Origin of the sequence: Bacillus sp. N13C7 (genome assembly GCF_026790065.1) — a bacterium.
GTDB lineage: Bacteria > Bacillota > Bacilli > Bacillales > Bacillaceae > Bacillus.
The window spans coordinates 20,643-36,502 of the sequence record NZ_JALAMO010000009.1 but is presented as its reverse complement, the minus strand read 5'-3'; the positions used below and the strand labels follow the sequence as shown (position 1 = coordinate 36,502).

20 protein-coding genes, 1 pseudogene and 1 riboswitch are annotated in these 15,860 nt (G+C 43.3%); of the genes and pseudogenes, 6 read left to right on the top strand and 15 right to left on the bottom strand.

The genetic code is table 11. The annotated features are described in order from the left end of the window. Window positions 1-4 precede the first annotated feature (4 nt). A pseudogene (locus MOB98_RS12350) lies at window positions 5-151 on the top strand (hypothetical protein); the annotation flags it as partial. 15 nt (window positions 152-166) lie between these two features. Then, complete coding sequence (gene cspD / locus MOB98_RS12345; RefSeq protein ID WP_003153604.1) at window positions 167-367, top strand: cold-shock protein CspD; 201 nt, start codon at window positions 167-169, stop codon at window positions 365-367. Between the two features lie 51 nt (window positions 368-418). Here the strand turns inward: cspD and degR are convergent, their stop codons facing one another. Beyond that, a complete protein-coding gene (degR, locus tag MOB98_RS12340; RefSeq protein WP_268362343.1) occupies window positions 419-601 on the bottom strand; it encodes a transcriptional regulator DegR in 183 nt (60 codons plus the stop codon). A 157-nt stretch (window positions 602-758) separates the two neighbouring features. Here degR and MOB98_RS12335 point away from each other — a divergent pair, with 157 nt between their 5' ends. Next, window positions 759-1,028, top strand: coding sequence for a DUF2564 family protein (locus MOB98_RS12335; RefSeq protein WP_268362345.1), 270 nt, complete (start codon window positions 759-761; stop codon window positions 1,026-1,028). Between the two features lie 28 nt (window positions 1,029-1,056). On the opposite strand, the gene MOB98_RS12330 is transcribed toward MOB98_RS12335, so the two are convergent. Further along, window positions 1,057-1,239 (bottom strand): zinc-finger domain-containing protein, encoded by a 183-nt coding sequence (locus MOB98_RS12330; protein WP_268362347.1) that lies wholly within the window; start codon window positions 1,237-1,239, stop codon window positions 1,057-1,059. After that, on the bottom strand, window positions 1,232-1,912 hold the full coding sequence (locus MOB98_RS12325) for a ribonuclease H family protein (RefSeq protein ID WP_268362350.1): 681 nt from the start codon (window positions 1,910-1,912) through the stop codon (window positions 1,232-1,234). The genes MOB98_RS12330 and MOB98_RS12325 overlap by 8 nt, the downstream gene beginning before the upstream one ends. Window positions 1,913-1,994: 82 nt before the next feature. Between MOB98_RS12325 and MOB98_RS12320 the strand changes: the two genes are divergently transcribed. The 3 genes from MOB98_RS12320 to sspL are packed head-to-tail and all read left to right on the top strand — an operon-like array spanning window position 1,995 to window position 3,252. Continuing rightward, the gene (locus MOB98_RS12320; protein ID WP_268367215.1) at window positions 1,995-2,684 is read left to right on the top strand and encodes a queuosine precursor transporter; all 690 of its coding nucleotides are present in this window, start codon (window positions 1,995-1,997) and stop codon (window positions 2,682-2,684) included. Beyond that, entirely contained in the window at window positions 2,684-3,082 is a 399-nt protein-coding gene (locus tag MOB98_RS12315) for a reverse transcriptase-like protein (protein ID WP_268362351.1), read from the top strand. Before MOB98_RS12320 ends, MOB98_RS12315 begins: the two co-directional genes overlap by 1 nt. Window positions 3,083-3,123: 41 nt before the next feature. After that, window positions 3,124-3,252: a small, acid-soluble spore protein L gene (sspL, locus tag MOB98_RS12310; RefSeq protein WP_004397949.1), complete on the top strand. Its 129-nt coding sequence runs from the start codon at window positions 3,124-3,126 to the stop codon at window positions 3,250-3,252. 8 nt (window positions 3,253-3,260) lie between these two features. On the opposite strand, the gene exnP is transcribed toward sspL, so the two are convergent. From exnP to eda, 12 genes are all read right to left on the bottom strand, one after another. Beyond that, the gene (gene exnP / locus MOB98_RS12305) at window positions 3,261-4,151 is read right to left on the bottom strand and encodes a 5'-3' exonuclease ExnP (RefSeq protein WP_268367214.1); all 891 of its coding nucleotides are present in this window, start codon (window positions 4,149-4,151) and stop codon (window positions 3,261-3,263) included. 95 nt (window positions 4,152-4,246) lie between these two features. Then, complete coding sequence (locus MOB98_RS12300; protein WP_003230761.1) at window positions 4,247-4,393, bottom strand: hypothetical protein; 147 nt, start codon at window positions 4,391-4,393, stop codon at window positions 4,247-4,249. Window positions 4,394-4,467: 74 nt separating this feature from the next. Continuing rightward, complete coding sequence (locus MOB98_RS12295; RefSeq protein WP_268362356.1) at window positions 4,468-4,725, bottom strand: YpbS family protein; 258 nt, start codon at window positions 4,723-4,725, stop codon at window positions 4,468-4,470. A gap of 64 nt (window positions 4,726-4,789) precedes the next feature. Next, a complete protein-coding gene (locus tag MOB98_RS12290; RefSeq protein WP_268362359.1) occupies window positions 4,790-8,374 on the bottom strand; it encodes a dynamin family protein in 3,585 nt (1,194 codons plus the stop codon). A 175-nt stretch (window positions 8,375-8,549) separates the two neighbouring features. Then, window positions 8,550-8,639: a Fur-regulated basic protein FbpC gene (gene fbpC / locus MOB98_RS12285; RefSeq protein ID WP_100069434.1), complete on the bottom strand. Its 90-nt coding sequence runs from the start codon at window positions 8,637-8,639 to the stop codon at window positions 8,550-8,552. Window positions 8,640-8,709: 70 nt separating this feature from the next. Next, on the bottom strand, window positions 8,710-9,216 hold the full coding sequence (locus MOB98_RS12280; RefSeq protein ID WP_268362362.1) for an isoprenylcysteine carboxyl methyltransferase family protein: 507 nt from the start codon (window positions 9,214-9,216) through the stop codon (window positions 8,710-8,712). Between the two features lie 3 nt (window positions 9,217-9,219). Then, on the bottom strand, window positions 9,220-10,317 hold the full coding sequence (locus MOB98_RS12275) for a type III polyketide synthase (protein ID WP_268362364.1): 1,098 nt from the start codon (window positions 10,315-10,317) through the stop codon (window positions 9,220-9,222). Window positions 10,318-10,388: 71 nt separating this feature from the next. Beyond that, window positions 10,389-11,705, bottom strand: coding sequence for a xanthine permease PbuX (gene pbuX, locus MOB98_RS12270; protein WP_268362367.1), 1,317 nt, complete (start codon window positions 11,703-11,705; stop codon window positions 10,389-10,391). Next, window positions 11,702-12,286: a xanthine phosphoribosyltransferase gene (xpt, locus tag MOB98_RS12265; protein WP_268362369.1), complete on the bottom strand. Its 585-nt coding sequence runs from the start codon at window positions 12,284-12,286 to the stop codon at window positions 11,702-11,704. Before xpt ends, pbuX begins: the two co-directional genes overlap by 4 nt. A gap of 89 nt (window positions 12,287-12,375) precedes the next feature. Continuing rightward, window positions 12,376-12,475: riboswitch (purine riboswitch) on the bottom strand. Between the two features lie 140 nt (window positions 12,476-12,615). Further along, window positions 12,616-14,121, bottom strand: a complete 1,506-nt coding sequence (gene ypwA, locus MOB98_RS12260; RefSeq protein WP_268362372.1) for a carboxypeptidase — start codon at window positions 14,119-14,121, stop codon at window positions 12,616-12,618. 112 nt (window positions 14,122-14,233) lie between these two features. Continuing rightward, a complete protein-coding gene (gene kdgT / locus MOB98_RS12255; RefSeq protein WP_014477146.1) occupies window positions 14,234-15,226 on the bottom strand; it encodes a 2-keto-3-deoxygluconate transporter in 993 nt (330 codons plus the stop codon). Window positions 15,227-15,269: 43 nt separating this feature from the next. Continuing rightward, on the bottom strand, window positions 15,270-15,860 hold the full coding sequence (eda, locus tag MOB98_RS12250) for a bifunctional 4-hydroxy-2-oxoglutarate aldolase/2-dehydro-3-deoxy-phosphogluconate aldolase (RefSeq protein ID WP_268362374.1): 591 nt from the start codon (window positions 15,858-15,860) through the stop codon (window positions 15,270-15,272).

Sequence of the window (15,860 nt, the reverse complement as noted above, 5' to 3'; positions counted from 1 at the left end):
TTTTGTAAAACTTGCCCTTTTTTTAAAAAATAAGCAGTTTCGCAACTTGACGGGCGCTCCCAGATGGTGTATAGTTGAACCATCATTTAACAATGAATCAAAGTTAAATGGTGACAAAATTTTTTTTAGCACATGGGTGCTACAGTACTAGGAGGAATTAAGCAATATGCAAAACGGTAAAGTAAAATGGTTCAACAACGAAAAAGGATTCGGCTTCATTGAAGTTGAAGGCGGAGACGATGTATTTGTTCACTTCACAGCTATCGAAGGAGAAGGATACAAATCATTAGAAGAAGGACAAGAAGTTTCTTTTGAAATTGTCGAAGGTAATCGTGGACCTCAAGCTTCTAATGTCGTAAAACTCTAAACTCAATACATGATGATGAGATGACAAATAGAGGAGAGGCATTCGCCTCTCCTATTTGATTTTCATCTGGATTTCAATGGCCAAAATATTTTGTTTGCACCTCTGTTCAATCTCTTCAACACGCTTTTCCATTGACGGCTTCCCTTTTTTCGCAATATCCGCAAGCTCTTCTAAATCACTGTATATTTCTATAAATGTTTTGTGAAGGATCGACTTCAAGTCTTTATCATCCATAGCTGCGTTCCCCTTCTCTGCCAAGATACCTCAAATAGGAAAACAGACCTATTTATTCTGGTTCAATAGTTATATCGGCTTATCTTACATTTTATTTTCTATTTTGGCACATAAATTTCAAAAAAACTCTGCACAATAATTGCGGAGGTGTTTTTTTATGACATCAGAATTCCATCAAGAGGATCAGACTGGATTTACTGATAAGCGGCAACTGGAACTGGCGGTAGAAACAGCGCAGAAAACGACAGGTGCTGCGACGAGAGGCCAAAGCATGACATTGGTCGATTCCGCATACCAAGCCATTGAGGATGCAAGAGAACTGTCACATTCTGAAGAGCTGGCAGCTCTCGATGATCCTGAATTTATACAGCAGCAACAGCAGCTGCTTGACGATTGCCAGCATCAGCTGGATGAATTCAAAGAATAAAAACCGCAGCTTCTGCGGTTTTTATTCTTTAGTGATTAGTTAAGACATCGCCATATGCTTTCAGTTTTTCACCAACCGTACATTTATTAATACAAAATGAATGCGCATAGATTTTGCCAAATTCTTTGCGAAACTGCTTCTTAATAAAACAGTCCTTGCAATATTCATCGTGAAGTTCTGTCAGTTCTTTAAAAATTGTTTTCTTATCCAATATCGTCATCTCCGTTACGGTCTAATTTCGTGTGGCTTTCTACGAATTGATGGGATAAAATTTTTTTGGCGAGGCCATCAGCTTCCTGATTGTCTTTCCGCTGTATGGTTTCGTAAGTAGGAGTGAGCTTCAGCGATTCAAGCAGTGCTTCTATTTTATCCAGCCATTCATTATGAGACGGATCATAGCAAGGCCAGCTCCCGTCAAGCTGATTCAGCACAACGAGCGAATCCCCTTTGATCGTAATTGAATTTCTGCTTGCCCCAAGCTCTCTTACTTCTCTTATTGCTTCATAAAGAGCCGCGTATTCAGCTTCATTATTTGTTTTCAGCCGGAAGCTTTTATTTTTTCTCAAGCGATGCCGGATTCCTCCCAATGAATAATAAATGACGATTCCGAGTCCAGCCAGTTCGCTCTCCTTATCGAAACTGCCGTCAAAATATACAGTAATGTCATCAGGCTCTTGAGCAAGCTCCTCAGTCAGCTTTTCTAATTCCTTCAGCGTCCAAGTTCCGCCTTTTTCGTCTTCAAACTCTAGTTCTTTCATGTATGGAAAACGGCCAAGTTCTCTGGCAAGCATACGTGCCTGCTGAGCAGTCAGCCAGTCTTCACCCAAAAATGAGACGGTTCCTGTTCCTTTTGCTTCTATCTTCATATGAGGTCTGAGCTTCATTACGATCACCTTACCATTCATTAGTTGCCGGGCTTGTGCTATAATCAAACCAAACTTACCCCGGAAAGGAAGCTTTTTCATTTTGTTTAACAATTCATTTTGGATCATTTTTGCGATCATTCATTTTATCATTGTTCTTTTATTTTATAAAGGATTTGGCAAAATGGGACTGTTTGTTTGGATCGGTTTTGCGACAGTCTGCGCCAACCTTCAAGTCGTCAAAACAGTCGAACTGTTTGGTTTAACAGCGACGCTTGGGAATGTGATGTATGGCACAATCTTTTTTGCGACAGATGTGCTGAATGAAAAATACGGTCCCGCTGAAGCCAGAAAAGCGGTTTGGCTTGGATTCTCAACGCTCCTGACCCTGACATTTGTCATGCAGGGCGTGCTGCTTTTCGAACCGGCTTCCAGCGACATATCTCAAACAGCGCTGGAAACGATTTTCGGATTTCTTCCGCGAGTTGCGTTAGGAAGTCTGCTTGCCTTTATCTTCAGCCAAACGCTGGATGTTTATGTATATTCGGCAATTAGAAGGATATTTCCTTCTGATCGGCTTTTATGGCTCCGAAACGGCGGCAGTACAGCAGTCAGCCAGCTGTTTGATACATTGATATTTACTGGTGTCGCTTTTTTCGGCATTTATCCGGCAGGGGTTTGGCTTCATATTTTTATTTCTACATATTTGATTAAATTTGCGGTATCTTTGATTTCAATGCCTTATGCTTATGCAGCCAAAAAAATGATACCGAATGATGAAAGGAGTTCATAATGCCTACAGAAATATATGTAGACGGCGCAAGCGCCGGCAATCCCGGGCCATCCGGTATCGGCATTTTTATCAAACATGAAGGAAAAGCGGAATCTTTCTCTATTCCTATTGGAATGCATACAAACCAGGAAGCGGAATTTCTTGCATTGATTGAAGGGATGAAGCTATGTGCAACGCGCGGGTATCAATCTGTTTCCTTCCGAACCGATTCAGATATTGTGGAACGCGCTGCTGAGCTTGAAATGGTAAAAAATAAAACGTTTCAACCATATGTTGAAGAAATTACCCAATTAAAAGCGGCCTTCCCTCTTTTTTTCATCAAATGGATTCCGGGCAAGCAAAACCAAAAAGCCGATCAGCTGGCAAAAGAAGCGATTCGGCTGAATGATAAGAATTAAATCTCAATCATTGGTTCATCCTAATGACGAGGTGAACAAACATGAAAAAGAAAGATAAAGGCCGGCTGACCGGCGGTGTAACTCCGCAGGGCGACCTGGAAGGCAATACACATGATGACCCTAAAACAGAGCTTGAGGAAAGAGCTAAAAAAAGCAATACAAAACGCTAGAGAAGATCTTACACGATCTCTCTAGCGTTCAGTTTTTCAAGCATACGCTCAATTCCTTTGATTTGGTGGCGGCGAAGCATGTGAGCCGCCTGTTCCATTTGCAGGGTAAATAAAGCGTCTTTCAGTGTGCAGACCAGCGGCACAGAACAATGAATTTCGGCAAGCTTTCTCGACATCTGCAAATCGTTCAGCCCTTGCTGAATTTTCCCCTGCTGCCCCTTCGGAAGAAGAGCAAGATTTTCTAAAAGACGGTCAATCGTTTCGTATTCCCGAATCAGTTTGTAGGCCGTTTTTTCTCCAATTCCTTTGACGCCGGGATAATTATCACTGGAATCACCCATAAGCGCTTTAATATCAATCAAAGCCTTCGGCAGGACACCTGTTTCTTGATAAAAAATCTCTTTTGTATAGACTTTATAATTTCCGATTCCTTTTTGGAGGAGAGCCACGCTTACTTTGTCCGTTAACAGCTGTAGTAAATCTCTGTCCCCTGTTACGATCGTAATATCAGCTTCATTTGCAAACAAAGCAGCAAGAGTTCCGATACAATCATCTGCTTCATACCCTGCAAAGCCGATATTCATGATCCCAAGCTCAGCTGCCGCTTCCTTTGCCAAATCAAACTGCGGGATCAGCTCCACAGGCGGTGCACTGCGGTTCGCCTTATAATCTTGGAACAGATCATTTCGGTACGTTTTACTCCCCATATCCCAGCAGCAGATGACGTGTGTCGGCTCAAAAGTTTCAACAGCTGAAATCAAATGCTTTAAAAAGCCGTTGACGCCGTTTGTTGGCACCCCGCTTTCATTTATCATGAAATTGCGATGCACAGCCGTGGCAAAAAACGCCCGGAATAAAAGAGCCATGCCATCAACTAGCAATAGTTTATTATTATTCATCAGATAACTCCCTTTTCTTTCATTCCTTCTATTTTACCATAAACGGCCCAAAAATAAAAAACAGCATCTCATTAGAGATACTGTTTTGTGAATTATTAGTCGTTGTGTCTTTTATTGCTGGCGATCAGCTTTTCGGCTTCGCGTCCTGCGTAAGAGTCAAAATGGGTTTGAAATCCGTTTTTCTTTTTGGCATTGTTATTCGCCTGTGCATTTCTGTTTCCCAGCTTTGTTCTGCCCAACATGAATCCCCCCTTACGTCGGATACACATAGTATATGCATCCGGCAGGAGATACACTCGCGACAGGATCATCCAGCTTACATACGGCTTACGTATTCTTTCACCATTTCTTTGGATACAAGGCGTCTTGTTGGTACGATGCCTTTTTTGGCAAGCTGATTCATTTGCTCGGTAATGACATTAATCGCCTCTGTAGTAAATGGCTCATCGTTTTTGCATTTTGAAACGGCTTCTTCAATAGCCATTTCACGCATGTTTTCAAGACGCATAAATGCTTTGATATGCTCGTGCTGTTTTGATGAATGTGCTGAAATTGCTTTATGTACCTCTGACATGAATCGTTCATCTCGCTTTTTTCTATTTAGTCTATCATGACTTGAAATACAAGCCAACTGCATTTTACATTTTTATTGTATTGTCTGAATTCTTCCAAGAGATACACGCTTGATACGCCATTTCAAACTCTTTCGCATGTTCCCCTTCCGCATATCCACTTACATAAGTCTCTTTTTGATCTGTTATTTGCGCCATTGCTTTTTCAGCCATATCTTCCTGTAAGCGTCTGAGGTGACCTGTATAATGAGAGATCAGGCTTTCTTCTTCATTTTTTATCCATGCCTCTGTGATTTTTGCAAGTTTCATCCGTACAGCTTCGATAAAGGCCGATTTTCCTTTCTGCTCAAAAAAATGCTTTGGTGATTTGACCTCTTTTAGTTCCTGCTCAAAAGCACGTTCTTCTATTTCCGGTTCAACGTCCTTCAGCTGTATGCCTTTCGAATGCGGATCACCCGCATAAATGGAAAAATAACCGTCTTCGTTTAATGTTTTTTGAAAACTCTCCAGCCATTCTTCGGTGATATGCCGCTCAATAAAACCGCTCATACGGACATCAAGCGTCTTGATTTCCTGAACATATTCAAACTGATAATCATGTAAGGCCGTTTTCATCGCCTCACCGAGGTTCTTTTTCCACTCCCCATTCTGAAGCCCAGGATGAAATGCTGATTTTAATAAATCATTGGCAAAAAAGGATAATCTCTGTCTAATGTGATAAAGCTGTTCTTTTGTGTCTTTTTTTACTTTCTCAATGATGGTTTCTGAGTTGCGCCTTTTCTCGATTTCGGCTGCTGCCCGCTCAAATGACAGCATAAGGCGCTGTTTCTGCGCTTCCTTTTCTTCCTTTGACTGATTCTGGGATTGGTGAAGCTGGAACACAGTTTCGCATAGTTTGTCTGCTTCTAAACTGAGCTGTGCAGCTGACGCTTTTTTTACATCAACTTCTATAAAGCGGTCCAAGTGTGTTCTCACTTTCGGGAATTGGTTATAAAATGATTGCGGTTTCCCCAGCAGTTCCTCCTTACTTGATACAGTAAAGAGCTGCGGATCATGAATCCCTTCTTTTACAAGCTCTCCGCTGACATAATCGGTCACTGTTTCCAGCTCTGTTTTATCTTTCGCAAGGTCTGCTGCATTAATGACGAAAAACATTTTATCCATGCTGAACGATTCTTTCACCAGGCCGAGCTTTCGCAAAAATGAACGGTCTCCTTTTGAGAAGGAGTGCTGATAATAGGTCATATAAAAAAACGCATCGGCATCTTTAATATATTGGAACGCCAGCTCTGTATGCCGCTTATTCATGCTGCTCGCCCCGGGCGTATCAACGATCGTAATCCCTTTTTCAGTCAGCGCGCATGAATAATAGACCGTTACCTCTTTCACGGCGCAGGCCGTTGCCTCCTCCGCCACATACGGCTTTAATTCAGACAGCGGAATTGTTAATGTCTTTTGTTCCTGTATATACTGCCCAACCTTTTTGTAAGCTTGCAGATAGTTGCTGATTAATTTGATATGCTCTTCCTGCAGATGGTTTTTTTTGACTGCCTTTCCCCACTTCTCTGTGAAAGAACGGCCTGTTGGTTCTTCTTGTATTCCGGTGAGCTGCAAAATGTCAGCCGTTATGTCATCCTCCGTCTTAAACACTACATCCGCAGTTCTGTTTATATTGCCATTGGTTGGTTTTGTGATTTTGTTAATTGTCGCTGTAGTTGGCGTTGGTGAGGATGGCAGCACCCTTTCTCCGACAAGTGCATTGGCAAATGATGATTTCCCAGAGCTGAAGCCTCCAAAAAGCGCAAGTGTAAATTTCCGTTCCTCAAGTCTTTTAATCCTTTCCCGAAAGGCTGAGGTTTGTTTTGACAGCATGCTGTACTCGCCTAAACGGTCAGATAATGTGTAAAAATGTTTGATTTGATCTTGAAGCGGCAGTTCTCGCTCCAATTTGATTTCTGGTTTATGCATTGGCTGCTGCGTCTTTTGACTTTTACTTCGTTTTTGTTCTGGAACCGCCACTGTTTTTTTCCTCATTTTGAACCAGTTTGTGTCTATGTTGTGCTTTGGGCTTGCGGCCTCCTCTTCCCAAATGGCCCACATGCGATCAGCTTTCTCACGGGCCTTATTTTCTTTTCGGGCCTGTTCTTGGAGAAGGGCAAGTTGTTCTGATTCCTGGGCAAGCCGGTCATTGATCGGTTGCACATCTTTAGACACACGCTCTTTTACCATCGCGATAAGCGCCTTTATGATGTCTGCTGCTTCTCTTTTCGCCTCTTTGCGGATGAGCTCCGCCAGGTCTTTTGTGTATTGCAATACATATTCTGAGGAAAAAGCTGCCCCATGCTTGATGGCTCGTTCAATGATGTCTATTTCAAGCGGAGTGCGATAAGCCTGAATCAGCTGTTCACTTTCAGCCGTATGAACATCAAATGCCTTGGCGAGTTTATGGAACGTGTCTATTATGTGCCAATCCGCTTCAGCTTCTGTTCGTTTTATCACATCTGAGAAAAAAGCATCACGCCTTTTATCTCTTTCCTGTGCCGTTTTCGCTTTAGAAAAGAAAAAGCCTGTTTTAAAAGAAGGCTCTCGCGATTCTAGAAATGCGGCTGCCAGTTCACGCATTTCAAAAGGCGTCAGGTTGGCATTTTTTAAAATGCGATTGATTTCTTCCTGCATCCTGCTTTCTGCCTCAGTCGCTCGTATTGCCGCCTCATCCAACTGATCACGCAGCGATTGGACAAGCTCAGTTTGTGTATCAAGCTGTTCAGCAAAGCTTGGACCGTCGGTTTCGTCCTTCAAAAGCATTTCCGTATGCTCCTTCAGCAGATTGAGAACTTTTTGTTCAGTTAAAGCCTGCAAATTGTTTTTTGATTGCTGTTCTATTCTTTTTAATTCTTCTCTTAAGGTTCCAATCTGATTGAACGGGTGGTTTGGTGCTGTTACTGACGTAAAATAAAGCGATTCCTTTGAAATACCTTCATTGCAAAGCATCTCCTCAACTTGCGCTTTATAGTCATCAAACCGAGTCTCCGTCTCATCATGCCGGTCAATTTGATTGACGATAAAATACACATTTGGAATGCTCTCTTTTATCGACCTAAGGAACTTTACATTTTCTTCAGAGTGTACGTGATTATAGTGAACGACGTAAAACAGCGCATCCGCCTGATGGAGAATAGAAGCCGCTGACAGAAAATGTGCATCATCTGTTGAATCAATCCCAGGGGTATCAATATATGCAACCCCGGGATCGATTTCAGTATACTGATCAAAAATTTCAACGCTTTCTATTTGCTCGCCGTCTTTGCAGTATTGCTGTACCTTGTCTTTCTGATAAGCCCCCTCCAGCTCAGCGCATGCTCCGTCTGTTGTATGAAGCCGAACTCGTTTATCCCCGTTTCTGATCACAACAAGGTTAGCACTTGTCGGAATCGGGCTTGTCGGCAAAATATTCTCCATTAACAGGCAGTTCAGCAGTGATGATTTCCCTGCTGAATAATGCCCGGTAAACGAGATATAAATCTCTTGATCAGCTGCTTTGTTCATGACCGCGGCCAGTTTAGCAGCCCTTTGTTCATCTTGATTTTCGATGAATTGTTTATAAAGTTCCCCAGTTTTGTGCAAAAGCTCTTCTCTGTTATGTTCTGTCATAGATATGAACCCCTTTGTGCCGTTTCAATTGTGAATCTTTTTCGAAAGATCTGAATCCATTCCTCTCTCATTTTACACAAGAATGAGCAAAATTTCTTTAAGAGAATAGAAAAAAGCCGCCGATATGGCAGCTTCTATAAAAGAAAATCTGCAACTTTGACAAGTTCCAGATTCATTAAACAGATTTATTAGAGATTCCTTTTAATACAAAACCGATTAATACACTATATGTACATACCGCCCCAAGCAAAAACAGCATTGTCATTTGCTTCACCATCCTGATTGAGAATCTTTTTCAAATTCAGTTTATCATGGATGAGAATGATTTTCAATCTCTATTTAATGCTGTATTCCTCCAATGCTTTGTCTTCAGCACGAATTCTAATGGTTAACAATGCCGCATTTAAAACCGAAAACAGACTCATGGTGACGTACGCTTGATACAGCAGCGGAATCAATAAGATTTCTAATATCACAACGGTATAGTTTGGGTGCTTCATCCATCTATAAGGGCCTTTTTTTACAAGTTCCGCACCTGGAACGACAAGGATTTTCGTATTCCAATATGCTCCTAAGGAACAAAGCGCCCAATACCTCACTGCCTGTACGATTAAAATAGCCGCAGCGATACCGATCCACCAGCTTGAGGGCTGTTTGTTCAACAGCAGCACTTCCGCAATCAAAGACAGGAAAAAAAGAATGTGCATGATAATGATGTACGGATAGTGATTCTCACCGAATTCTATCGCCCCTTGTTTCTTCACCTTTTGCTCATTTTGTCTGGCTACTGCCATTTCAGCTGCTCTTTGAGCAATAAGAATGGAGATTAACAACCAAAACATCAGTCAAGCCCCCTTTTCCCAGCTGAATAACAGCAGCTCTGATGAAAATCCCGGCCCTAATGCGCCAATCAGTCCCTGTGCTGCTTCCTTTTTATGTCCGTTTTGCAGATGGTCTTTGATCACATACAATATTGTGGCTGAAGACATATTTCCGTGCTTTTTCAATATGCTTTGTGCAGATGCAAGCTTTTCTGGTGACAGCTCGAGGCTTTTGATGTATGCTTCAATCACCTTTTTTCCGCCAGGATGCGCCAAAAAAACACTGATATCACTGAATGACAGCTGATATTTGTCTAAAAAAACCTGTACATTTGTTTTAAGCCATTTTTCCACCAAGGTTGGGATATCTCTTGAGAAAATCACTTTAAATCCTTGATCAGTAAAGTCCCAGCCCATGACATCTTCTGATTGTTTCATCAAAACAGATTGGGAATCCCTTACCTTTGGCACTAGCTTTAGTTTTGACATTCCGCGGTCTGCCTTCTCCCCGCATAACAAGCAAGCGGCAATCCCATCGCCAAAAAGCGAGGTGCCGATAAGATTGCTTTTCGTTTTATCCTCCGGCTGGAAGGTCAGGCTGCATAGCTCAGCAGCGATGACAAGCACGAAAGACTCAGGATGCGCTTTGCAGTATTCGGCAGCACGCGCAAGTCCGCTGGCCCCTCCTGCACAGCCTAGGCCCCAAATCGGAATCCGCTTCGTATATGGAGAAAACGGAAGTTCATTCATGAGCAGCGCCTCAATGCTCGGTGTTGAAAGACCCGTGCTGGAGACGAAAAAAACAGCATCTACTTTCTCATAAGGGATGGCTTCTTGAAAAAACTCAGGATGAGAGAGGCACTGACGGACAGCCTCTATACTGTGCTTAAGTGTTTCTTCTATGTATATTCGATTCTTCTCTTCGAAGCTGTGATCTTCTTTATACCATTCAATCGGTTTGACAAATTGCCTCGATTGAATTTGCCCGTTTTTAAAGGAGGTTAACAGCCTGTTGATATCCTTAAAGGAGTGCTGGAACATATAGCGGGCGAACTCAGCCGCTTTCTCTTGGTTTACATTGTGCGCAGGAAGGCTTGTTCCGATGGATAAAATAAACGCCATGCGATCACCTCTTTGCATACATTGTGCCGCAACGAACTTTTTTATATACAAAAAACTCCGCCGCGGCGGAGTTAGACTGCTGTTTTTTGCTCAGAGATGCCAGCTGTTTGTTCGGTTTTTTTGGCTTTAGAAAATACGTTATATACAATATTCAAGACTACTGCAGTGAAGCTGCCGGCGACAATGCCGTTTGTTGTCAGGAGCGTTAAGGCGCTCGGAAGCTGTTTAAAAATATCCGGCACAACTGTCACACCGAGACCCAGACCCACTGAGCAGGCAACGATCAGCAGGTTTTCTTGCTTTGCAAAATCAATGCGGCTGAGCATTTTGATGCCGTAAGCGATCACCATTCCAAACATCGCTACCATTGCCCCGCCTAAAACAGCAGATGGAATAATGGTCGTGAAAGCTGCGATCTTCGGAAACAGCCCGAATGCCATTAAGATCACACCGGTGACAACAATTACGGCATTTTTCTTGATTCCTGTCAGCTGGACCAGCCCGACATTTTGAGAGAATGCTGTGTAAGGAAAAGCGTTAAAAATACCGCCGAGCAGCACAGCCAGCCCTTCAGCGCGATAGCCCTTTGATAACTCTTTCTCTGTCAGACGGCGATTCGTCAGGTCACCCAAGGCAAAGTAAACACCAGTTGATTCGACAAGGCTGACAATTGCAACAATGGACATTGTAATGATGGGCGCTGCGTGAAAAGACGGCGCTCCGAAGTAAAACGGCTGAATCATTTGGACAACTGCCGCGTCCGACACATTATCAAATTGAACTTTTCCCATAAAATAAGCGATAAAGGTGCCAAACAAAATCCCAATCAAAATCGAGATGGACTTGATAAAGCCTTTTGTAAAACGGTATAGAAGTACAATGATGCTCAAAACGATAAAAGCAAGAGCAAGATTAGAGAGATCGCCGAAATCTGCACTTCCTTCTCCGCCGGCCATGTTATTCATGGCTACCGGCATAAGTGTAATCCCAATAATCGTAACAACTGAGCCTGTCACGACTGGCGGAAAAAATGATACGAGCTTTCCAAAGAAAAATGAAATAAGAATGACAAGAATACCTGAAGCGATAATACTTCCATAAACCGTTGAAACCCCGTATTCATATCCAATCGCAATCATCGGTGATACAGCTGTAAATGTACAGCCAAGCACAACCGGAAGGCCTATTCCGAAAAAGCGGTTGCTCCACACTTGCAGAAGTGTTGCCACACCGCACATGAAAATGTCAATCGATACCAAGTAGGTCAGCTGTTCGACAGTCAGCCCCATTGCTTTTCCGACAATCAGAGGAACAACAATGGCACCGGCATACATGGCGAGCACATGCTGAATCCCTAAAGACAGCGTTTTGCCGAATCCATTTCTCATGAGTGAACCTCCTGTACGAAGGACACTTTTCCCTCTTCTAAAGACTGGATTCTTGCCAAAGATTCCACCCGATAGCCCAGCTTCACAAGTTCATCTCTTCCCGGCTGAAAAGACTTTTCAATGACAATGCCAAGTCCCGCAATAGAAGCTCCCGCCTGCTTCACAATCGACAAAAGCCCGAGCGCCGCTTGTCCATTTGCCAAAAAATCATCGATAATCAGCACATGATCCTGATCGGACAGGTGGGTTCCTGACACTGCAATTTGGCTTTCCGTTTGCTTCGTAAAGGAATAAACGGACGCTGTCAGCAAGTTGTCGGTGAGTGTTAGTGACTTATGTTTTCTCGCGAAGACAACCGGCACACCTAGCTGTAAACCGGTCATCACAGCGGGAGCGATTCCGGATGATTCGATTGTTACAATTTTGGTAATACCGTCTTTTGCAAATCTTGCAGCAAATTCCCCACCAATTTTCTGCATAAGCAGCGGATCAATTTGATGATTCAAAAAGGCATCCACCTTCAGTACCTGGTCAGATAACACGACGCCTTCTTCCTCTATTTTTCGTTTCAGTGCTTCCATCCTGTCTTACCTCCGTTATGATAATAAAAAAAGCATTGCCCGCTCAAAAAAGAGCAAGCAATGCTGATATAACAAAAAACCGTACACGTGCGGTCTCATTGCTCACTCATAGTCGGACATTTACGGTGCCCGGTAGAAACTTGCGTGCCATATCCACGCGATTATATGAGTGTTCCTATGATATTGTAATAAATTATATCAAGATTCCAGCCTGTTGCATAGACAAAAAACAAAATTTCCGAACTTTATTTTTATTTTAATGGTAATCATTCGTCTTTTATGCATTTACTTTCTAAAAGAGCCTGGCAGTCTCAGCGCCAGGCTTTTGGTTACGATAGATAGAGATTTGAATATTTGTTTGTCAAATAGTCAATCAAATAGCGTACATTCAGCTCTTCTCCTGTTGCATCTTTAATAATCTCTAACGGCTTTTTCCGTTTTCCGTGAATGTGCACCTTTTCCGTCAGCCATTGCTTTATCGGATGAAATTCTCCTCTTTCCAAGAGAGTGTCAAACTCAGGCAGATCCCCGAGCATTTTTTGTTTCAGCTGAGCTGCATACATGTAGCCGAGTGCATAGGATGGGAAGTAGCCAAAATCTCCTCCTGCCCAATGGACATCCTGTAAAATCCCTTCTGCGTCCGTCTGCGGTGTAATCCCTAAATAATCTTGGTATTTTTGATTCCATAGCGACGGCAGTTCTTCTACAGACACTTCATTGCTGAAAATCGCTTTTTCAATTTCATAGCGGATAATGATATGAAGAGGATACGTCAATTCATCCGCTTCTACCCTGATAAAGGAAGGCTTTGATTCATTGATTGCCCGGACAAAATCATCCAGGGAGATATCTTTGAACTGATCAGGGGATGCTTCTTGAATTTTCTTATAGTACGGTGTCCAAAAATGCTTGTTGCGGCCGATAAAATTCTCGTAAAATAATGATTGAGATTCATGGATGCCCATTGATGCACCGTCCGACAAGTTTGTGCCGCTCAGTGCCTCGTCAATATTTTGCTCATATATCGCATGACCGCACTCATGAATGGTGCCAAAGATCGCCGTGCGGAAATCTTTTTCATCATACCTCGTCGTGACTCGAACGTCTCCGCGATTCATCGTGGTTGCAAACGGATGAACCGTTTCATCAAGCCGTCCGCCATCAAAATCGTAGCCAAGCTCCTGTAAAAAATACAAGCTGAGCTCCTTTTGCTTGTCTTTAGGGAACGTTTTTGTAATAAAGCTTGTATCCGGTTTATTTTCGGAAGCTGTCACTTGTTTAACGAGGGGAATAATCGCTTCTTTCAACTCAGCAAACAGCTGATCAAGCACCTTTACTGTGACACCCGGCTCAAACAAATCAAGCAATGCATCATATGGATGCTCTTGATAACCCCAATATGTGATAAAACGTTTATTGAATTCAATCAGCTGCTCTAAATAGGGGGAAAACAAGCTGAAATCAGATTTTCCTTTCGCTTCTTCCCACGCGGTTTCAGCCTTTGAACACAGGATCACATATTCCTTGTATTCAGCCTCAGGGATTTTTTTATTCTCTTCGTACTCTTTTTTCGCCAGCTCCACTGCCTTTTTTGTATCTTCAGATAAGTCATCAAATCGTTCATACAGGGCATCGATCAGTTCCTTCATCCGATCTGATGTTTGGATATTGAATATATCTGTTGAAAGCTGCCCGATGCTTTCGGCACGGTCCTCTGATCCGTTTTTGGGCGCGCCTGTTCTAGAGTCCCAGTGCATTAACGCAACTGCTTCGCTGTAATGTGAGATTCTTTTTAAAAGATCAAAAAATTCCTTTTCATATGTATGTATCTCCATATCCATTCCCTCCCTATTCTAGCCGTTCCATTACAGGCTAATGGAAGGGGGTATGAAAGTCAAATTGTTTGTATAAGAGGCTGCCGGTATTTTTGGCGGCAGCCTTTCTGGTTCAGTTAATCGTCATTTGATTTTTTGGCGGCGGTGTTCTCCGCTTTTTCTGTTTGATTTTTTTATCCACCCACACCGTTGCCAGCGGGGTTAACAGTGAGGTGACAATAACACTTGTCGCTATGATTGCCGTTGCTGATTCAGCAACTGGCGCAAATGAGGCATTCGCTTCCGCTAATGCGTAGGGCACGGCTACAGCCGCCCCCGCCGTAGAAGAAGCGGCCACGCCAGCGACACCGTCTCCCCGCGCAATAAAACGGTCAAGCAAAAACAACGAGCTGCCCGATAAAATGACGACAGAAACTCCGATAAAAATCCCAAGCAGCCCTGATTGAATCAGCATTCCAAAATTCAAGGTGTTGCCGAGCGAAAAGGCAAAAAACGGGATGATCGCCGGCACAACCTTACTGAATAAGTCTCTGAGATCATGATCAAGGTTTCCAAGTATACAGCCGAGTAAAAACGGGATGACTGTCGCTGCCAGCGTTTCCCACGGAAATGCGGCAAGTCCAGTAACACCAAATGTCACCATGGTCATAAAAGGCCCTGATTCTGTACTGATAAACGCAAAAGCGCCAGCATCTTCTTTTCTTCCCATATGGTTCATGAGCGCCAAATACAGGCCGCCATTCGTTTCATTCATCACTGCGACAATTGCTAAAACAGAAAGACCTGCAAAAAAGCCGGATTGTATGCCTTCATCAGGTATAAATTGCGCTGCGATCACGCCCAGCAGCGCTGCAAATCCGACCTTCCCCAATAATAATGTGATTCCCTTCCTTGCGATATAGCCTGAAGACCGAAAATCAATCGTCGCTCCTACGCAGAAAATAAAAACACCCAGTATCGGCAGCGTTCCGGTAATCAAAGCACCTGTAAACCCTCCAAAGAACTCCGCTGTTCCAGGCGCAAACGTATTGAGCGCCGCTCCCAGAAACAGCGGAATAATCATCATTCCGCCAGGTACCCGTTCAATTGTCGCTTTGATTTTCATATGTGGATTCTCCCATCCTCCGGTTATGAAAAAACATTCCCACTTACACTTGGAATACAGCCTGCAAATCTTCTTTTGAACAACTGCCCAACTGGCTTCCGACACCGACGGCGCCAGCTCCGGCTTTGAGCCAATCCGGCACGTCAGACGGATGGATACCGCCTGTCGGAATAAAGGTCACCTGAGGAAAAGGGCCAGCTAAATTTTTCATAAACGGAATCCCAAACACACCGCTTGGGAACAGCTTTAAAGTAGTGAAACCGCATGTCAGCGCTTCCATAATTTCGCTCGGAGTCAATACGCCGGGGATATAAAGTGTCTTCAAAAAAGAAAGATGTTCTGCAAGGTCAGCTGAAAATCCCGGACTGACAATAAACTGCGCTCCAGCCTCAGCAGCTTCTCCCGCTTGCTGCGCAGTGATGACGGTACCTGCGCCGATTAAGATATCTTTTCTATCACGGAAGGACTCGATAATATCCGATGCTCCAGGTGTCGTATACGTCACTTCAACGGCACGAATCCCTTTATCTAGTAAGCTTTCAATCTGCTGACAGGCCTCCTGTTTATCCTTTGTGCGAATGACTGCAATCAGCCTTGCTGCTTTCAAACGGTTTTCAACAGCTTTGGACTCCAT